Genomic DNA, 19,674 nt, shown 5'->3' on the forward strand with positions numbered 1-19,674 from the left:
TTACCTCTATTTATCATCCCCTCCATACAGATTCTGCTTACTGGCCCTGTTAATATCTTAGCCACAACACTTATTTGTAACGTTAGCAGGATGAATGAACGTGGTTACTCACCTAGAAGTCTGTATTGATAATATTGAATCTCTGCACTACGCCATTGCTGGCGGCGCCACTCGGATTGAACTTTGCTCCTCTTTGGCTTTAGGCGGACTAACACCCAGTTATGGCTTTATGCAGCAAGCGGCTAAGCTTTCTAGTGTTCCAGTTTATGCCATGATCCGCCCACGCCAAGGTGACTTCTTCTACAATGAAGAAGAGATCGAAATGATGCGTTGGGATATTGAAGCAGCTCACCAATCAGGCTTGAGCGGTGTCGTGTTCGGCGTGCTCACTCAAGACGGTGATATTCATATGCCTTACGCTGCTGCGCTGTGTGAATTTGCTCAAGCGCTTGGCTTAGGCGTGACCTTCCATCGTTCCTTTGACCAGTGTCGTGACGCTGAAAAAGCTTTGGAAGAAGTGATCAGCTTAGGTTGTGAACGTATTTTAACCTCCGGTCTTGCGCCTTCAGCACCACAAGGGATCGATGTGCTTAGAGCTTTGGTTAAGCAAGCCCAAGGACGCATAGCAATCATGGCGGGTGCTGGCGTTAATGCGAGTAACGTACGTGAGCTAGTAGAAGACACTCAAGTTCCTGAAATCCATCTGTCAGGCAAAACCACACGCCCTAGCCAAATGACCTTTGTTGCTGAACAAAGCAAAATGGGCGCATCCGATGTCGATGATTTTTTAATCCCCATCACAAGTACACAAGCCATTACCGATGTCGTAGCAGCTCTCAAATAGACCACCGTAACCTCACGCGCATAGCTTTTGAGTGCTAACATATTGTTTATCAAGGAGTGAGGAAATGTGTATGTCTAAATTGAAGAAAAAGGAATACGAAAAGGAGCTCAAAAACCTTCAAGTTGAGCTCGTAAAACTTCAAGAGTGGGTCAAACACAAAGGGTTAAAAGTGGTGGTTCTGTTTGAAGGACGTGATGCTGCGGGCAAAGGCGGAGTGATAAAGCGAATTACAGAAAAGCTAAACCCGCGTGTTTGTCGCGTAGTGGCTCTGCCTGCACCGACAGAAAAAGAAAAAACGCAATGGTACTTCCAACGTTACGTCGCTCATTTACCATCTGCTGGTGAAATCGTTTTATTTGACCGAAGTTGGTATAACCGAGCAGGTGTCGAAAAAGTCATGGGGTTCTGTACTCCAGACGAATACGAGGAGTTTTTACGCTCTTGCCCTGAATTCGAGAGAATGTTGCAACGATCTGGGATTATTCTGATTAAGTATTGGTTTTCGGTTTCAGACGAAGAGCAGGAAAAACGTTTTCTAGGTCGAATTAATACGCCGATCAAACGTTGGAAATTCAGCCCAATGGATTTAGAGTCACGTCATCGCTGGGCGGAGTATTCGGAAGCAAAAGATAAGATGTTTGCCTATACAGACACGAAAAACTGCCCTTGGTGGGTCGTCCCTTCTGATGACAAAAAGAAAGCGCGCTTGAACTGTATCAGTCATTTACTAAGCCAGATTGACTACAAAGCACTTGAGTACTCACCCATCGAATTACCTGAACTCAATAAAGAAGGTTACGTCAGAGCGCCCATTGATGATCAGACCTTCGTTCCTGATAAATATTGACGTGCTTTCCTTCTCTCTAATAAATAGGCCAGCCTAAAAGCTGGTCTATTTGTTGAAGTCAGTTACTTCAGTACGTCATCAATACTTTGATCACCTAGGTGGCGTACATCTTTCCCTTTCACAAAGTAAATAATGTATTCACAGATGTTCTGGCAGCGGTCCCCCACGCGTTCAATCGCGCGTGCAGACCACATCACTTGCAGAATATTAGGGATATTTTTTGGATCTTCCATCATGTAAGTCATCAACTGACGAATCACCGCTTCATACTCGGCGTCTAGTTTGTCATCTTGTTTGTGCACCTCTGCTGCCGCTTCTACATCCATACGGGCAAACGCGTCTAAAACCTGATGCAGCATATTAATTGCCTGACGGCAGAGAGGCTCTAACGACACTTGGAATTGTCGTTCTTTTGATGATGGGCTTTCAATGGCAACGTAAGCAATGCGTGTCGCCACATCACCGATGCGTTCTAAATCCGTGATCGTTTTGATGATAGCCATGATTAAGCGCAAGTCTTTTGCCGTTGGCTGACGCTTAGCAATAATGCGTGTACAGGCGTCATCGATCGAGACTTCCATCGCATTCACTTTATGATCGTCACGCACAACCTTACGCGCCAGTTCGATGTCTTCTTTATGCAAGGCTTGAATAGCATACGAAAGCTGCTGCTCTACCAAGCCTCCCATGGTTAATACATGAGTACGAATCGATTCTAGCTCTACGTTAAATTGTCCTGAAATATGACGTCCAAAGTGCATGATGTTCCTTATTCCGTATAGAGTCGCGACTTAACCGTAGCGACCCGTAATGTAATCTTCGGTCTGTTTCTTCATTGGCGAAGTGAAGATCGAGTCCGCGTCAGAGTATTCAATTAACTTACCCATATGAATGAATGCAGTATGATCGCTCACTCTCGCCGCTTGTTGCATGTTATGGGTAACGATAACGACAGTATATTGAGTCTTCAGCTCATTGATAAGCTCTTCAATAGTTAAAGTTGAGATTGGATCCAACGCTGATGTTGGCTCGTCCAATAACAGGACTTCCGGCTCAATCGCCACCGCACGCGCAATGACCAAGCGCTGTTGCTGACCACCAGATAAACCAAATGCGTTCTCATGCAAGCGGTCTTTTACCTCATCCCACAACGCCGCCGAGCGCAAGGATCGCTCCACTGCGTCATCTAAACTGCGGCTGTTTTTTACACCTTGTAAGCGTAAGCCATAAACTACATTTTCATAAATAGACTTAGGAAATGGATTGGGTCTTTGAAACACCATCCCCACTCGGCGTCGAAGTGTCGCAACATCGACATTAGGATGATAAACATTCTTGCCATGGAGACGCACTTTGCCTGTGACTCGACACCCTTCCACTAAGTCGTTCATGCGATTGATGCAACGTAATAACGTCGACTTTCCACACCCTGAAGGACCGATAAAAGCGGTGACTCGCCCTTTGGGAATTCGCATCGAAATATCATGCAGCGCCTGAGTTTGACCATAGAACAGATTAAGGTTCTCGATTGAGATGGCTGTTTGTTCATCCGTTAAATTATGAACATCCAATGGTGGCTCATAACCTAATGTACTATCAAAATTAAACATACTTAATCTTGTCCTAACGTTCTGTATTTTTCTCGTAAATTATTGCGAATACTGATTGCTGTTAAGTTTAGCCCGACAATCACTGTCACGAGTAAGAAAGAGGTAGCATAAACTAATGGTCGCGCCGCTTCGATGTTGGAGGTTTGAAAGCCAACATCGTAAATGTGAAAACCTAAATGCATGAACTTTCTATCCAAATGCACATAAGGGAATTGTCCGTCAACCGGTAAACTGGATGCCAATTTCACGACCCCCACCAGCATCAGTGGCGCTACTTCGCCAGCTGCACGTGCAATCGCAAGGATCAAACCTGTGATAATAGCTGGCGTCGCCATAGGTAAAACCACACGCCATAGTGTTTCGAACTGAGTTGCACCAAGCGCCAGAGAACCATGTCGTACTGAGCTCGGAATACGAGTTAAACCTTCTTCAGTAGTCACAATCACAACTGGAAGCGTCAGCACGGCAAGAGTTAGTGCAGACCATAACAAACCCGGCGTACCAAAGGTTGGTGCCGGTAGCTTCTCCGCATAGAATACGTTGTCGATAGAGGCACCAATCGTATAAACGAAGAAACCTAAACCAAACACGCCATAAACAATCGATGGAACACCCGCTAGGTTTATAACCGCAATACGAATAACTCTGGTTAGAGCGTTATTCTTAGCGTATTCATGTAGATAGATAGCGGCGATCACCCCGAGTGGCATCACAATGATCGACATGATGAGTACTAAGAAAACCGTACCAAATATCGCAGGGAACACGCCTCCTTCGGAGTTAGACTCTCTTGGATCTTCAGATAAAAACTTCCAAACCTGTTTTCCCCAATGCATGACTTTATCAGGCAGTGACATTTGGTTTGGATACCAGTAGTCCAAAATGTCTTCGAGCGGAATCGATACTTGTGACCCCGTCATATCCTCGGCAATCAAGGCATAGTCAGAGAGCTGAAGTCGTAAACCATCAAGTTGCAAATCTAACGTCGCAAGCGCTTTTTCTATCTGCTCTTTTTTCGTCTGATTTTCCTTTAAGAAGCTTTCTGTCAGCGTGTCATTCAATTCATGCTTGCGCTTTTCTAATCGCAACTGCTCTAGCTTCCAACCAAGCTCTTTAAGCTGATCGACCACCAAAGAATCAATCTCATGGCGCAGAGTTTCTGCATCATCAAGCTTTTTATTTAGTATCGATTGAATATCACTGGTGTATATATTATCGCCATCTTGAAACGCCACCAGCTTACCAAAGAAATAACCACCGCTACTGCGCTCTATCACCGCCCACTCTTTTGGCGTCGTGGGCTCATCCAACTGCATTTGCAATACGGAGATAAAATCGGCGGGATACAACTCTCGGTTAGCGATTTTGATACTGAGTCGAGTGGCAAAATCTTCATCGTCTTCTAACTGTTGTGCTGCGCTTTCAGGCAAATAACTCTTCGGTACAAAGCTGCGCTCATACACTTGACCAATCAGAATAGTATTTTCATGTAGCACTTCGCCTTGTACAGGTGTCAGCGCTGCAACATTCCACTGATACAAGGGCGCTGGCCAAAAGTAAGTCAGGCCTTTCCAGCCGATAAGGAGTAACAACCCTAATACCGACAACAAACTGATGCTGACTGCACCGCCTGTTAGCCATATCCACGGTGCGCCAGAACGAATCCAATTTAACACGTTATTACTCGCTCTTTATTCAAACCATTATTACAACGCACGGTACTTATCTCTCAGTCTCTGACGAACCCACTCCGCAAGCGCGTTTACTGCAAACGTAAACACAAATAAAATCAATGCAGCTAGGAACAGCAGGCGATAATGCGAACTTCCAACTTCCGACTCTGGCAACTCAACGGCGATGGTCGCCGACAGGCTGCGCAATCCTTCCAAAATATTCCAATCCATTAATGGCGTATTGCCCGTTGCCATTAACACAATCATGGTTTCGCCAACAGCGCGTCCCAGGCCCATCATAATGGCAGAAAAAATACCTGGGCTTGCAGTAAGCAAGACAACATAGATTAAAGTTTGCCAAGGCGTGGCCCCTAATGCCAAAGAGCCATCCGATAAATGCTTCGGTACAGAGAAAATGGCATCTTCGGCAATGGTAAAAATCGTCGGGATAACAGCAAACCCCATCGCTAACCCCACCACCAATGCATTGCGTTGATCGTAACCAATACCATGCTCGGTTAAGAATAAGCGCATATCGCCACCAAAGAACGTCTGCTCAATCGTAGGCGAAATCCACACTCCAAGCCCAATCAGTACCAATATGACAGGCATGAGCACTAAAGCATGCCAACCATTAGGCAGACGATTCCGCAAAGGTTGCGGTATTAATGCCCATAGCCCGCCCATAATCATGGTGCTCAAGGGCAAAACAAACAGCATAACGACGATCGTAATCAAATGATCTTCGACAATAGGCGCGAACCACAATCCCGCGAGGAAACCTATGATCACCGTCGGCAGTGCTTCCATTAGCTCAATCGACGGTTTTACTACACGACGCATGCGTGGCGACATAAAGTAAGCCGTATAAATAGCACCTAGCACTGCGAGCGGTACTGAAAACAGCATCGCAAACATCGCCGCTTTTATCGTTCCAAACGCAATAGGTACTAGGCTGAACTTAGCCTCAAAGTTATCGCTCGCCGAAGTCGATTGCCACACAAATTCAGGCTCAGGATACCCTTCGTACCACACTTCTTGCCATAATGAAGACAATGAAATTTCCGGATAGGCATTGTCCACTTCCGCAACATTTAACGCATTATTTTGCCAAGTGATTAAGTAGCGTTCATTGTTAGACATTGCTGCGATTGCGGGCGCTTGATGGTACGCACGCTTAAACAACACCAGTTTTTCACTGGTTGTATAATGGCTTTGCAACGTGCCGTTGGTGTAAAAGCTATAAAATCCTTTTCGATGAGAATCCGGCAACAAATACTTAAGCTCTGATGCCAATTTAAAATCACGAATATGCGTTAACGTGCGTTTTTCTTCTTGCAGCGTATCAAACCATTGCGACACCCGACCATCGTTGTGCGTCACCAAAAGCGAGTAAGCACCAGCCAATAAGTCTATTGTACGAACGGAATGCTTCTTATCACCTTGAGTGAGATCGACCACCTCTCGCACAGCAAATTTACGTGTGGTTTTCTTTAACACGATCAACTCAGAGCCATCGCGCAAATAAAGCGTTTCACCGTCAGGTGTCAACAACATTTGCTGAGGCGTATTAAAGCCTGAAGAGAACGTAAAATCGATCGTTGTAGGAGGCGTACCCAAAGACGAAGCCACTTGCCAGCGAGCTTTCACTTCACCGCTTTGCGTCTGCCAAACAACCGTTGGTAAGGGCGTCGAAGCTGCAAATACAAACTGAGTCACAGGATCTTGAGGCGCACTTAGTGTCAGATCCATGCTGGTGTCTAGCTCAATCACTTCCGGAGGACGTGTATTTTCTCTAAATGTGGCATTAAATTCTGGCTTGAAAAGGTTCGCTTTACCCTGCCCATCAACAAATCCATACCAACCTAGCCCAGGAGCAGATTGAGAGAAAGCGACGGGTTTCTGGACTATTTGCTGTGTATACACCGCAGGTTTCGTAGGATCGTCCATCGACAAATATTGAATCTCACCACTTTGGGTTAGAACGAACGCGAGCTGAGCGTAATCATCCACTGAAATCGCAAGTGGTGTTTCAATATGAGTGGCTCGAATGGCTTGGTTGGTTTTGATCTCCGCATCAGAAAAAAGCGGAATGATCACCATGGCGAGGTAGACAAAGATCAAAATAAGCGCCGCGAGTACGCCGACACCACCGGATGTCACTGCAAGTCGAACTAAACGATCTTTTATCAGTCGTTTCTTATCTTTTTCCTGCAATGAAAACTCGGCTTGTGCCATTTAAATCTCTACCTTTTTTGACTTAGTACTAGAATATGTCGTTAAGATGACAATTATATTACAGATCACATTAAACACCTGAAAAGAATACAACTCTTATGCAATGCGTGGTATGAAATAAATCTGTAATGAAAATCTCATAATGTTCTCACTCATCCATTTTTCCAAGATGAGTACGTAATACTTCACTTTTGGCTAGGTAAGGTTATGAGCGCAGAAAAACTATATATAGAAAAAGAACTGAGTTGGTTGTCTTTCAACGAACGAGTATTACAAGAAGCTGCCGATAAAACCGTCCCTTTGATCGAACGTATTCGCTTTCTTGGGATCTTTTCCAACAATTTAGATGAATTTTACAAAGTACGCTTTGCGGACGTGAAGCGCAGAATCCTAATCAGCCAAGAGCGCGGTGGCAGTGATAGCCCTAAACGACTGTTAACCAAAATGCAGTCGAAAGCACTAAAGCTTAACGAACAATTTGATGAGCTTTACAGCGAGTTGATTCGAGAAATGGCGCGACGTCGCATTTTCTTGGTCAACGAGCAACAACTGGATGAATCGCAACAAAAGTGGATCGCGAAATACTTCCGTAGAGAGGTAATGCCGCATATCACTCCCCTCCTAATGAAAGACGAGATCGATGTTCTGCAATTTCTCAAAGACGAGTACGCTTACATCGCCGTCGAACTGCGTAAAGAAGAACATTACCAGTACGCTCTGATCGAAATTCCGACCGATCACCTTCCCCGCTTTGTGATGGTACCAGAACAGAAAGGAAAGCGTCGAAAAACCATCATCTTACTTGATAATATTATCCGCCACTGTTTGGACGAGCTGTTCAAAGGCTTTTTTGATTATGATGAGCTTAGCGGCTATGCGATGAAAATGACGCGTGACGCTGAATACGATTTACGCAATGAAATTGAGTACAGCTTGCTTGAACAAATGTCAGAGGGTGTCAATCAGCGACTGACAGCAAAGCCCGTTCGCTTCGTCTACGAACGTGATATGCCGCCTCAAATGTTAGAGTTTCTGTGTAACAAACTTAATATCTCTAACTACGATAACCTTATCCCCGGCGGACGCTATCACAACTTTAAAGACTTCATCGGCTTTCCAAATGTTGGACGAGAGTATCTTGAAAATAAACCTCTCCCGCCAATGAAATGTGCCGATTTCGAAGGTTATGCCAACAGCTTTGACGCGATTAAAGCGAAAGATATTCTGCTCTATTATCCCTACCACACTTTTGACCACATTAGTGAGTTAGTGCGCCAAGCCTCCTTCGATCCCAAAGTACTTAGTATCAAGATTAACATTTATCGCGTCGCGAAAGATTCTCGCTTGATGAACTCTTTAATTGATGCAGTGCACAACGGCAAAAATGTCACTGTGGTCGTCGAACTGCAAGCTCGCTTTGATGAAGAAGCCAATATCGAATGGTCAAAAGTATTAACCGAAGCGGGTGTGCACGTCATCTTTGGTGCGCCTGGTCTTAAGATTCACTCAAAGCTACTGATGATTAGCCGCCGCGAAGGTGAAGAAATTATTCGCTACGCACACATCGGCACAGGCAACTTCCATGAGAAGACGGCGCGAATTTATACCGACTTCTCCCTGCTTACGGCAGATCAAGAAATCACTAATGAAGTCCGTAATGTCTTCGGTTACATTGAGAATCCATACCGACCAGTGAAGTTCAATCACCTTATGGTATCTCCTCGTAATTCTCGAACCCAAATCTACCGCTTAATCGATAATGAAATTGCGAATGCCAAGCTAGGGAAAAAAGCCGCTCTTACGATCAAGGTCAATAACCTAGTTGATAAAGGCATCGTCAATAAGCTTTATGGAGCAAGTACTTCCGGTGTAAAAATAAACATGATCATTCGAGGCATGTGCTCATTAGTACCGGGCATTGAGGGGATCAGCGACAATATTCGCATCATCAGTATTGTTGACCGCTTTCTTGAGCACCCTCGCGTGGTGATCACCCACAATGATGGCGATCCGCAAGTTTATATCTCCTCCGCAGACTGGATGACAAGAAATATTGATCACCGTATCGAGGTAGCAGTACCAGTCCGTGATCCACGTTTGAAACAGAGAATTATTGATATAACGAATATCCATTTTACCGATACAGTAAAGGCTCGTTTAATAGATAAAGAAATGAGTAACGCTTACGTACCACGAGGTAATCGCAAAAAAGTTCGCTCTCAAATCGCTATCTATGACTATCTTAAAAATATAGAAAAGCAAACTAGAAAACAAAATTCAGATGCCTCAAATACTTGAACAAGATACTCGCTACATTGCCGCGATAGACCTCGGCTCAAACAGTTTCCATATGGTGGTGGCCAAAGTTGTCGGCAGTGACCTACAACTGGTTAGTCGTCATAAACAACGTGTTCGCTTAGCATCAGGACTCGACAGTGAATTGAACTTAAGTCACGCCGCAATGGAGCGTGCGCTAGAATGCTTAGCCATGTTCGCTGAGAGGCTGCAAGGGCTTGATGAGTCAAATGTACGTATCGCCGCCACACACACACTAAGACGCGCTAAAAATGCCCACCTTTTCATTGAGCGTGCGAAAGAAGTGATGCCTTTCCCGATAGAAATTATCCCTGGAGAAGAAGAAGCCCGCCTGATTTACTTAGGCGTCGCGCACACTCAAGTAGAATCCAACTCCAAACTAGTCATCGATATCGGAGGCGGCAGTACCGAGATGATTATTGGACAAGAATTTGAGCCTGAGCTTCTCAACAGTAAACAGATGGGATGCGTCAGTTTTACAGAGCAATACTTTAAAAACGGCAAACTGTCAGGAAAAAACTTCAGCAAGGCGATGTTAGCGGCCGAACAAAAACTCGAGTCCATCGCTTCAACATATCGTAAAAAGGGCTGGGATATTGCTCTCGGCTCATCAGGAACCATCAAAGCGATTCAAGAAGTGCTAGTAGGATTAGGTTTTGAAGATGGCCTGATCACAGCGAGTCGACTGGATACACTTATCGAAACTCTGTGTAAATTTGATTCCATTGAAGATATTGAACTGGCGGGTCTAACAGAAGAACGTAAACCCGTATTCGCAGCAGGCGTAGCGATTTTGTCCGCGATTTTCAAAGCGCTTCGCATTGAGCAAATGTTTTTCTCCGATGGTGCTCTACGCGAAGGCCTGTTGTACGAAATGGAAGAGCGTTTTGCGCGCTCCGATATTCGTATGCGCACCACAGAAAATTTAGCCAACAAGCACCGGGTCGACTTAGAGCATGCCGCTCGTGTGAAGGGGCATGCACGTGAGATGTTATGTCAGGTACGCTCTGAACTAGGCATTAAGAAAAAGAGTGAGTTATTTGACTTACTAGAGTGGGCAGCGTTGCTTCATGAAGTCGGATTAAGTATCAACTTGCGTAGTTTCCATCGCCACTCTTTTTATATTCTGTTGCACTCCACCCTACAAGGCTTCAACCGTGAGCAGCAATTAGTGCTCGCAACATTAGCTCGCTTCCAGCGTAAAGCGCTCAAATTGCAAGAACTACCAGATTTCAATCTCTATAAACAGAGTGACGTTATAAGCCTCATCAAAATATTACGACTTTCTATCGTATTAAATGGGCAGCGTAATGAAGATCCATTGCCTGATATCACCTTATCTATCAAAAATGACGAATGGATTCTCACCTGCACAGATGAAGCATGGCTAGAAAACAATAAATTACTTCACGCGGATTTACAGGAAGAACAAGAACGTTGGGACAGCGCGAAGTGGACACTCACTTTCTGATCTCGTACTGTCCATACCTAAATAAAAAGTCGGCTTACAGGCCGACTTTTTTTAACTCTTCTTCTGCAAAGTCTGCCGTAATGGGCACATAACCATCTTTCTCAACCAACGCTTGTCCCTGAGCAGAAAAGATAAAGCGAATAAACTCAGCTTCAATTGGTGTTAATGGGTAATCAGGATGCTTATTCACGTAAACATATAAGTAACGTGATAGTGGGTACTTACCGCTAACAATATGTTCTCGCGTTGGAGTCACGTAATCATTTCCCATTTTAGCTACAGGGACTAAGCGCACGCCTGCCACTCGATAACCGACACCGGAATAACCAATTCCACTGATGGTTGACGCTACAGCTTGCACAACTGACGCGGAGCCTGGCTGCTCGTTAACTCGGGTCTTGAAATCGCCGCCACACAAGGCATTGCTTTTGAAGTAACCGTAAGTTCCAGAAACGGAGTTACGACCAAACAACTGGACGTTTCGCTTTGCCCACTGTGATTCAAGACCGAGTTGCTGCCAGTTTGTGACAAATTGACTTTCACCACAGCGCAGCGTGGCAGAAAACAAAGCATCTAACTGACTAAAGTTAAGCCCTTGAATTGGATTATCTTGATGAACAAAAATACCGATTGCATCGATGGCGACCCTGAGCGCAGTTGGCTTGTAGCCATGTTCACGTTCAAACGCTTCAACCTCTCTTAAACGCATAGGGCGGCTCATGGGACCAAACTGAGCTGTTTGTTCGGTCAATGCTGGGGGGGCAGTAGAAGAGCCAGATGCTTGGACTTGCGCATTAATATTCGGGTAAATGGATTTAAACTCTTCAACCCAAAGCGTTGTCATACCCGCAAGTGTATCGGAGCCAACAGAGAGCAAGTTTCCGACAATCCCCGTCGTTTTATGATAAGTCGGCAATGGTTTATCTTGAGCGGCAGCAATACAAGAACAAACAAGCGCGAATAAACTGAATGTTTTTGCCAATCGTAAAGCCATTATTTCACCACCAAACGCTCAGGTAATACGAAAGAAAACTTACTGCCCACACCTACTTCACTGTGAATTTCTAAATGAGAGTCATGGTGACTCAGCGCGTGTTTTACAATGGCTAGCCCTAAACCACTTCCACCAGTATCACGTGATCTTGCTTTATCCACTCGATAAAAACGCTCAGTAAGTCGATGGAGGTGCTGAGGTTCAATACCATCACCACTATCTTCCACCTCTAAGCATGCGCCTTGAGAGGTCTGGAACCAACGAACATTAATGTTCGCACCAGGCGGTGTGTATTTGACGGCATTATAAACGAGGTTAGAGATAGCACTACGTAACTGGTCATCATCGCCCAGCACGCGTAGGCTAGCATCAACATCAAATTTCAATTTATGTTGGTTGTCCCCACTAAGGCTAACCGCCTCTTTTTCTAACACTTCAAGCATCGCGGGCACATTCACGACTTCCTCAAGCTCATGCATAGGTGCCGCTTCAATTTTAGATAGTGTCAGTAGTTGGTTCACCAAACTGTTCATGCGGTTAAGCTGCTCCGTCATGACACCATGAGCTTTGCTCCACATTGGACCCACGACCATATCAGGGTCTTCAGTCATCTCCAAATAACCTTGTAGCACCGTCATTGGTGTACGCAGTTCATGAGATACGTTGGCAAAGAAGTTGCGACGCATTCCCTCAAGTTGTTTTAATTGGCTCACATCACGCACTACCATCAAGTGCTCACCCTCGGTATACGGTACGATACGCAATTCCAGCATCCGTTCGACGTTGAGTGGTGAACGCATTTCTAATGGCTCTGAGAAGTCTTTCTTGTTGAGGTACTTGATAAAATCAGGTGTACGAATGAGATTGGAGATAGGTTGACCTGAATCTTCTGGCCAATGGAAGCCCAGTAAGTGCTGAGCCAGCTTGTTGCACCAAACAATATTGCCTTCAGCACGGAATACCACTACCGCATCGGGTAGCGACTCTGCACCATTTCGGAATCGACGAATAAGATTAGTAAGCTCTTTTCGTTTGCGGCGTTGGCGCTGTTGTAAGCGATACAACCCATTGAACAAAGATTCCCAGTTACCGCTACCAGACGGTGGCGTGAGGCGTTTTTCATCCCATAACCAAGAAGATAAACGTACTTGGTTATGCAAATGCCACACAAGCTGCAATGCCGTAGCTGCCAAAAGCAACCACGGCATATAACCGAATATCCAACCTACTATCACCCATGGGGTGTAAAAAAAAGCCAGCTCCCAGGCCAGCTTTTTCCACGTTAATCTTTCAACCACTCATAACTCCAGAAATGGTACCGATAAGCTGCGTGTTAATTTATGCCTTCGTCGAGAAGCGATATCCAGCACCACGAACAGTTTGGATCAGCTTATCATGCCCTGCAGCTTCCAATGCTTTACGCAGGCGGCGAATGTGAACATCGACCGTACGGTCTTCGACATACACGTTAGTGCCCCAAACATTGTTTAATAGCTGCTCACGGCTGTATACGCGTTCTTGATGCGTCATGAAAAAATGAAGCATCTTAAATTCTGTTGGGCCCATGTCTAATGGCGCATCATTAGCCGTAACACGGTGCGATACAGGGTCAAGCTTTAATCCCTGTACATCAATTACATCTTCTAGTGCAGTAGGGGTTACGCGACGAATCACCGCTTTTAAGCGTGCAACCAACTCTTTAGGAGAGAATGGCTTGGTAATGTAGTCATCCGCACCGACTTCTAAACCGCGCACTTTATCTTCTTCTTCACCACGAGCGGTAAGCATCACAACTGGAATGTTGCGCGTTAATTCCTCTCGCTTCATATGTTTGATGAAGTTAATGCCACTACCGCCTGGTAACATCCAATCCAGTAAAACTAAATCAGGGAAGGGTTCAGCCAGTTTGGTTACTGCAGTATCGTAATCTTCCGCTTCTACCGCTTGGTAACCTTTCTGCTCAAGTACGAAGCACAGCATTTCGCGAATAGGAGCTTCGTCTTCAACAACCAGAATCCTTCTAGACATAATTGAGTAACCTTATGTTCGTTGAGCTAATGAATTTAAGAGACAAAGCGCCTCTCTATGCATAAGCATTATCACTACCAATTATGACACTTTTGTGACCTTTGAAAACAAATTTTCATATAACTTTCTTTTGAGGTTCATTCGGATATTTTTCATTTCTATTAAGACATCAGCACAAAAATTCCCTATGATTAGTCCCTTGTCATCAAGCCTAGAGAAGATTTATGTGGTTTAAAAACTGTCTGGTATACCGCGTTAACCGCGAGGTTACTTTTAACGCCGAACAACTAGAAACTCAGCTGTCTGAATTCCGATTCACCCCGTGTGGCAGTCAAGACAAACAGAAATTTGGCTGGGTCAGTGCAATGGGTAGACATGGCGATATGATGACTCACGTGTCAGAAAACCGCATTCTGATTTGCGCCAAGAAAGAAGAGAAAATGCTACCTGCCTCTGTGATCAAAGAATCATTGAATGCAAAAGTAGAAGCAATGGAAGCGCAAGAAGGTCGTCCTCTGAAGAAGAAAGAGAAAGACAACCTGAAAGATGACATCGTAATGGATTTACTGCCGCGCGCATTCAGCCGCAGCAGCCACACTCACGTGCTTATCATGCCAAAAGAAGGTTATATCCTTGTTGATGCAAGCAGCTACAAAAAAGCAGAAGATGTATTAGCATTGCTTCGTAAAACCATGGGTAGTTTACCTGTTATTCCTGCTATTCCAGAAGTGGCGATTGAAACTACGCTAACCGAGTGGGTGAAAAGCGGTGACACACCTCAAGGTATCAGCATGATGGACGAAGCTGAGCTAAAATCCGTACTTGAAGAAGGTGGTGTGATTCGCTGTAAGAAGCAAGAGCTCACCACTGATGAAATCCGCAACCACATCGCTGCGGATAAAGTCGTGACGAAACTTGCGCTTAATTGGCAAGATCGTATTGAGTTCATTATGACGGAAGATGCAGGCATCAAACGTCTAAAATTCTCTGATGAATTGAAAGATCAAAACGATGATATTCCACGTGAAGATCAAGCAGCTCGATTTGATGCAGACTTCTCTCTAATGTGTGGAGAGTTCAGTGCTTTCCTTCCCAACCTATACGATGCGCTAGGCGGCTTACCGAATCCTAACGCATAATATTGTATAAAGGTTAACCATAACGCCCTCACTTTTTTTGAGGGCGTTTTTCTATCTGAAGCACAATTACCCTAGTCACAGTTCACATTTTGACGTAAAATTTGCGCCCCATTTCCATTAGGTGGAATTGGCCTGACTTGTGATCAGATAAAAGAGAATTGAGCAATGACAACTGAGAAAGCATTCGTGCCTGAGCTACTATCTCCAGCGGGCAGCCTGAAAAACATGCGTTACGCATTCGCCTACGGGGCAGATGCAGTTTACGCTGGCCAACCTCGCTACAGCCTTCGCGTACGTAACAACGAGTTTAACCACGAGAACCTAAAAATCGGTATCGATGAAGCCCACGCCCTAGGCAAAAAGCTTTATGTGGTATGTAACATTCAACCACACAACTCGAAGCTAAAAACGTTCATCCGTGATCTTAAGCCAATCGTAGAGATGGGTCCTGACGCATTGATCATGTCAGATCCAGGCCTAATTATGATGGTTCGTGAAGCTTTCCCAGAAATGCCAATTCACCTTTCTGTACAAGCGAACGCTGTAAACTGGGCGACCGTTAAGTTCTGGGCAGCGAATGGCGTGGAACGTGTGATCGTTTCTCGCGAGCTATCTCTAGAAGAAATCGAAGAAATTCGTGAGCATTGCCCTGAAACTGAGCTTGAAGTATTCGTTCACGGTGCATTATGCATGGCTTACTCAGGTCGTTGCCTACTTTCTGGCTATATCAACAAACGTGACCCTAACCAAGGCACTTGCACTAACGCATGCCGCTGGGAATACAAAGTTGAAGAGGGTAAAGAAAACGACGCTGGTGATATCGTAGAGAAATTCGACCCGACTGAAGCACAGCCTGTCGAAGTACAAGACGAGCGCCCTGAAACCACAATTGGTCGCGGCAAACCAACAGATGAAGTCGTTCTGCTTTCTGAAGCGCACCGTCCAGAAGAAAAAATGGCGGCTTACGAAGATGAGCATGGTACTTACATCATGAACTCTAAAGACCTACGAGCGGTTCAGCACGTTGAACGCTTAACTAAGATGGGTGTTCACTCATTGAAAATTGAAGGTCGTACTAAATCATTCTATTACTGTGCTCGTACTGCACAGGTTTACCGTAAAGCGATTGATGATGCTGTAGCAGGTCGACCATTCGATGAAAGCCTAATGGGTACACTAGAAAGCCTAGCTCACCGTGGCTACACTGAAGGCTTCCTACGCCGTCATACACACGATACTTACCAAAACTACGATTACGGTTACTCAGTCTCTGATGCTCAACAGTTTGTTGGTGAATTCACTGGCAAACGTCGTGGTGACATGGCTGAAGTAGAAGTAAAAAATAAGTTTCTTGTCGGTGATAGCCTTGAACTAATGACGCCAAAAGGCAATATTGTTTTCACGCTAGAGGCAATGGAAAACCGCAAGTCAGAGTCTATTGAAGACGCGAAAGGAAACGGTCACTTTGTATTCATTCCAGTACCAGCAGAGCTAGATTTAGAATATGGCCTATTAATGCGTAATCTAAACTCAGGGCAGGACACCCGTAACCCGACTGGTAAGTAACCATGGCCTTGCTCATTACTGATAAATGCATTAACTGCGACATGTGTGATCCCGAATGCCCCAATGGGGCAATCAGTATGGGAGAGAGCATTTTCGAAATTGATCCAGCGCTATGTACAGAGTGTAAGGGGCATTACGAAAAGCCGACCTGTCAGTCAGTGTGTCCAATTACAAAATGCATAATCACTGATCCGAACCATGTCGAAACTGAAGAGCAGTTGCTTGAAAAATTCGTGATTATTCAAGGGTTAGCATAAGAGCAATTAGGTTCAACTTTGGCATCAAAGTTGAACCTTTTCTCAACCTGATTTTTCAATAGGGATAATATTGCAGAACAGCTCTTTTTCAAAATGATACTCTAGTCTCTCACGCCAATTTTCCGCTTGAGAAACAGGTATTAAATAAAAGTTTTCTCGGCTCGTATCAGTAACGAAAGCCATTCCATATTGCATCAGCTCATAATGCACATCATTAACAAAACCCGGATCAAGGCGTTGACGCCCAGTCAGGTGATTCACATCCTCTCGAGTCAAAGAGACTCCTTTAGTATCACTGCTAAATCTGTGTCTTAACCACTCTGCAAATTCTTTTGCACAAATCATAGTCATGGTTTTGTCCTTGATTTACTCTTCTAACAGGAAAAGGGCATATCCCTGCCTTACACACTTGTCTGCGTTGTTATCGCTTTTTAGCCAACTGACAGACATATTGCTAAGAAACCAGAGTATCGCGACGAAAGATCTTTTTCTAAACAGAGAAGTTACAACTTCCCCATACTACAACTCTTTGTTTAATTTAGATTTCTATAATATGTCCCCAAAACTAATTGGGTTAGTTTTTGTATTGGTACTATTCAATGTAGACAAAAGTATGATGTTTCTCCAGTTTCATAAAAGAGATCACCAAGTACAGATAAACCTGAAGAGTAACACTAATTAGGATTGATAAGCGGCAAGCATTGAGGTGGAACGACTTTTTTTCGTTTGGGCTTAGAGGTTGTTTTTACCCGTGGAGGGATATCAATAGGTTTCGCTTTCGGGGCCCAACTTGCAAGCTCAGCACCGCAGCCATCGCCTACTGGAGGTGGTGATTGATCAACACAATAGTCGCTCGAATCAGGACAAGACAACCTGACGTGAAAGTGGTAATGATGCCCCCACCATGGACGCACTTTACGTAACCAAGAACGATCTTTGCCGTTTTCTTGCAAGCAAAGTTGCTCCTTAATAACAGGATGTACAAAAATTCGTGCAACATCCTTACTTTTTGAAGCGTACCGAATTAGTTTAAAGTGTCGTTCTTCCCAGCGATGATTAAGTATGGAATAACCTTTTAAATCCACCACACTCATGGGCTTAGGAAGTTGTAATTCGTTATAAGAAAGCGGTTGGTCAGCAAGTCTTAACCAAATATCGATATCTAACCCGGTTTGATGACTAGAATGACCAGAGGAGAACCTTCCACCTCTAGGTAAAGACAAATCACCAATCAGCAGAGTGGTGTTGAGATTTTGGTGAGCTTTAAGCGCCAGATTTTCAATAAACTCTATCGTTTTAGGGTGCCCATAGTAGCGCTTCGTTTTACTACGTAAGACTTGATAACCAACGCCATCGAGAGGCAAGGGTAATGCACCATCTAAACAACCGTTAGCATAACTACCAATAGAGGAGGAAGAGTTTCGGGTAGGATTAACCGCAGACTCCCAAGGAGTAGAACATACTGAAGCTGAGAAACATAAACCCAAAGTTACAATGAAACTCAGCCTCATAGCCTTTAACCTTTAATAGTGTTCGCCATTATCGTAATAAGCTTTAGGAGATAAGGCGGAAAAGATAACTGCAACATCAATATCGGCACCAGCGATACCGCGCACTTGTTGCGTAATAAGCTTGGCAACTTCATCTTGCACTTCCTGACCACGGTCGAACCAAAGCACTTCGACAAAAGGATATGCAGCACTCACCTCACCCTCATTGAAAAACGTAGTGTAGATATACTCAAAAGTAAAATCCTCACGCGGACAGTCCATTAGAGGCTGAAGTTCATCCGTAAGGGGTTTTGATAATGCCTGAACAGCTTGTGGCTCTACAGCACGGAATCGAAAATGTGGCATAAACTTACTTCCTAATTATTAGCATTAATGCATGATGATAACAGGAACCAAGTCAGTAATCATCCAAGTCAATGTAACCACTAACCTTTCAATAAATTGTGAATCAGATGTGCTCGATAACGAAGAAAAAGTGTTATGAAATTCGAAGGTAAACCAGAAAGAACAAAGCGATACATCAACATTTAGTAATTACATTACTAGAAAATAAATCTACCTGAAGCAAAGGTATGCCATATTCGCTGGATAAACATACACCTGACATCGGAACTATACGTTAGGAATAAAAGACATATTCGTTAGAAATAAAAGAGCCCCTGACCTAAGCCAGAGCTTATGAACATGGGGGATAGGTGAAGTGGACCAATATCCCGGAGATATGAGCTTTCAATCCCCCGATACTTTGGTATCAGAGGAGTCGACAACTCTTCCAACTAGTCAGCTTCTCTTTTCTTCAGATGCCAAAAAGCCCCAGCATTACTGCTGAGGCTTCAGAGTATGGCAGGGGTGGAGAGATTCGAACTCCCAACACGCGGATTTGGAATCCGCTGCTCTGCCAATTGGAGCTACACCCCTGTAATTCGTGTTTATTGAGACGACCCTCAAATAAGTGGCGGAGTGGACGGGACTCGAACCCGCGACCCCCGGCGTGACAGGCCGGTATTCTAACCAACTGAACTACCACTCCGCAGTGGTATCACTCGCTTTGATAAGCAAGTGTCCGCTTTTGTCTTCACTTTTCGAAAAAGTGAAAATAAAACTAAAGCCTGGCGATGTCCTACTCTCACATGGGGAAGCCCCACACTACCATCGGCGCTATTTCGTTTCACTTCTGAGT

General features: G+C 44.6%; 17 protein-coding genes, 2 tRNA genes and 1 pseudogene. 7 read left to right on the forward strand and 13 right to left on the reverse strand.

Annotated elements, in window-relative coordinates; genetic code table 11:
• Positions 1 to 100 precede the first annotated feature (100 nt).
• Positions 101 to 844, forward strand: coding sequence for a copper homeostasis protein CutC (locus R7E47_RS14225; protein WP_148299889.1), 744 nt, complete (start codon positions 101 to 103; stop codon positions 842 to 844).
• 70 nt (positions 845 to 914) lie between these two features.
• Positions 915 to 1,691 (forward strand): polyphosphate kinase 2, encoded by a 777-nt coding sequence (gene ppk2, locus R7E47_RS14230; RefSeq protein ID WP_005381743.1) that lies wholly within the window; start codon positions 915 to 917, stop codon positions 1,689 to 1,691.
• Positions 1,692 to 1,753: 62 nt separating this feature from the next.
• On the opposite strand, the gene phoU is transcribed toward ppk2, so the two are convergent.
• The 5 genes and pseudogenes from phoU to R7E47_RS14250 all read right to left on the reverse strand — a co-directional run bounded on the left by phoU (position 1,754) and on the right by R7E47_RS14250 (position 7,212).
• Positions 1,754 to 2,452, reverse strand: a complete 699-nt coding sequence (gene phoU, locus R7E47_RS14235) for a phosphate signaling complex protein PhoU (RefSeq protein WP_005381744.1) — start codon at positions 2,450 to 2,452, stop codon at positions 1,754 to 1,756.
• 30 nt (positions 2,453 to 2,482) lie between these two features.
• On the reverse strand, positions 2,483 to 3,301 hold the full coding sequence (pstB, locus tag R7E47_RS14240; protein WP_005381745.1) for a phosphate ABC transporter ATP-binding protein PstB: 819 nt from the start codon (positions 3,299 to 3,301) through the stop codon (positions 2,483 to 2,485).
• Between the two features lie 2 nt (positions 3,302 to 3,303).
• Positions 3,304 to 4,617, reverse strand: a complete 1,314-nt coding sequence (pstA, locus tag R7E47_RS14245; protein WP_372059389.1) for a phosphate ABC transporter permease PstA — start codon at positions 4,615 to 4,617, stop codon at positions 3,304 to 3,306.
• Positions 4,618 to 4,745: 128 nt separating this feature from the next.
• Positions 4,746 to 4,977 (reverse strand): annotated as a pseudogene (locus tag R7E47_RS25510) (phosphate ABC transporter, permease protein PstA); the annotation flags it as partial.
• Between the two features lie 30 nt (positions 4,978 to 5,007).
• The gene (locus R7E47_RS14250; protein ID WP_318084455.1) at positions 5,008 to 7,212 is read right to left on the reverse strand and encodes an ABC transporter permease subunit; all 2,205 of its coding nucleotides are present in this window, start codon (positions 7,210 to 7,212) and stop codon (positions 5,008 to 5,010) included.
• A gap of 207 nt (positions 7,213 to 7,419) precedes the next feature.
• Here R7E47_RS14250 and ppk1 point away from each other — a divergent pair, with 207 nt between their 5' ends.
• Together ppk1 and ppx are read left to right on the forward strand one after the other, a co-directional pair.
• Positions 7,420 to 9,510 carry a polyphosphate kinase 1 gene (gene ppk1 / locus R7E47_RS14255; RefSeq protein WP_005381748.1) on the forward strand — a complete coding sequence of 697 codons (2,091 nt, stop codon included), beginning with the start codon at positions 7,420 to 7,422 and terminating at the stop codon, positions 9,508 to 9,510.
• Entirely contained in the window at positions 9,494 to 10,999 is a 1,506-nt protein-coding gene (ppx, locus tag R7E47_RS14260; RefSeq protein WP_033905789.1) for an exopolyphosphatase, read from the forward strand. The genes ppk1 and ppx overlap by 17 nt, the downstream gene beginning before the upstream one ends.
• A gap of 34 nt (positions 11,000 to 11,033) precedes the next feature.
• Here ppx and R7E47_RS14265 read toward each other — a convergent pair whose 3' ends face one another.
• The 3 genes from R7E47_RS14265 to phoB are packed head-to-tail and all read right to left on the reverse strand — an operon-like array spanning position 11,034 to position 14,021.
• On the reverse strand, positions 11,034 to 11,993 hold the full coding sequence (locus R7E47_RS14265) for a PstS family phosphate ABC transporter substrate-binding protein (RefSeq protein WP_053350235.1): 960 nt from the start codon (positions 11,991 to 11,993) through the stop codon (positions 11,034 to 11,036).
• Positions 11,993 to 13,291 (reverse strand): phosphate regulon sensor histidine kinase PhoR, encoded by a 1,299-nt coding sequence (phoR, locus tag R7E47_RS14270; protein ID WP_005383667.1) that lies wholly within the window; start codon positions 13,289 to 13,291, stop codon positions 11,993 to 11,995. Before phoR ends, R7E47_RS14265 begins: the two co-directional genes overlap by 1 nt.
• Before the next feature lie 40 nt (positions 13,292 to 13,331).
• A complete protein-coding gene (phoB, locus tag R7E47_RS14275) occupies positions 13,332 to 14,021 on the reverse strand; it encodes a phosphate regulon transcriptional regulator PhoB (protein ID WP_005381752.1) in 690 nt (229 codons plus the stop codon).
• 224 nt (positions 14,022 to 14,245) lie between these two features.
• On the opposite strand from phoB, the gene rdgC reads away from it, so the two are divergent.
• The 3 genes from rdgC to R7E47_RS14290 all read left to right on the forward strand — a co-directional run bounded on the left by rdgC (position 14,246) and on the right by R7E47_RS14290 (position 16,983).
• A complete protein-coding gene (rdgC, locus tag R7E47_RS14280) occupies positions 14,246 to 15,160 on the forward strand; it encodes a recombination-associated protein RdgC (RefSeq protein ID WP_017821958.1) in 915 nt (304 codons plus the stop codon).
• Positions 15,161 to 15,325: 165 nt separating this feature from the next.
• On the forward strand, positions 15,326 to 16,726 hold the full coding sequence (yegQ, locus tag R7E47_RS14285; RefSeq protein ID WP_005381754.1) for a tRNA 5-hydroxyuridine modification protein YegQ: 1,401 nt from the start codon (positions 15,326 to 15,328) through the stop codon (positions 16,724 to 16,726).
• Between the two features lie 2 nt (positions 16,727 to 16,728).
• Entirely contained in the window at positions 16,729 to 16,983 is a 255-nt protein-coding gene (locus tag R7E47_RS14290) for a YfhL family 4Fe-4S dicluster ferredoxin (RefSeq protein ID WP_005381763.1), read from the forward strand.
• 42 nt (positions 16,984 to 17,025) lie between these two features.
• On the opposite strand, the gene R7E47_RS14295 is transcribed toward R7E47_RS14290, so the two are convergent.
• The 5 genes from R7E47_RS14295 to R7E47_RS14315 form a co-directional block, all read right to left on the reverse strand.
• Complete coding sequence (locus tag R7E47_RS14295; protein ID WP_005381765.1) at positions 17,026 to 17,334, reverse strand: hypothetical protein; 309 nt, start codon at positions 17,332 to 17,334, stop codon at positions 17,026 to 17,028.
• A 323-nt stretch (positions 17,335 to 17,657) separates the two neighbouring features.
• A complete protein-coding gene (gene mepA, locus R7E47_RS14300) occupies positions 17,658 to 18,494 on the reverse strand; it encodes a penicillin-insensitive murein endopeptidase (protein ID WP_033905786.1) in 837 nt (278 codons plus the stop codon).
• Between the two features lie 12 nt (positions 18,495 to 18,506).
• Positions 18,507 to 18,839 carry a DUF1904 domain-containing protein gene (locus R7E47_RS14305; protein WP_005381768.1) on the reverse strand — a complete coding sequence of 111 codons (333 nt, stop codon included), beginning with the start codon at positions 18,837 to 18,839 and terminating at the stop codon, positions 18,507 to 18,509.
• 496 nt (positions 18,840 to 19,335) lie between these two features.
• Positions 19,336 to 19,412, reverse strand: a tRNA-Trp gene (locus R7E47_RS14310).
• Positions 19,413 to 19,447: 35 nt separating this feature from the next.
• Positions 19,448 to 19,524 (reverse strand) — tRNA-Asp (locus R7E47_RS14315).
• Between the last annotated feature and the right edge of the window lie 150 nt (positions 19,525 to 19,674).

It is taken from the genome of Vibrio sp. Vb1026, from assembly GCF_033338745.1.
Classification (GTDB): domain Bacteria; phylum Pseudomonadota; class Gammaproteobacteria; order Enterobacterales; family Vibrionaceae; genus Vibrio; species Vibrio alginolyticus.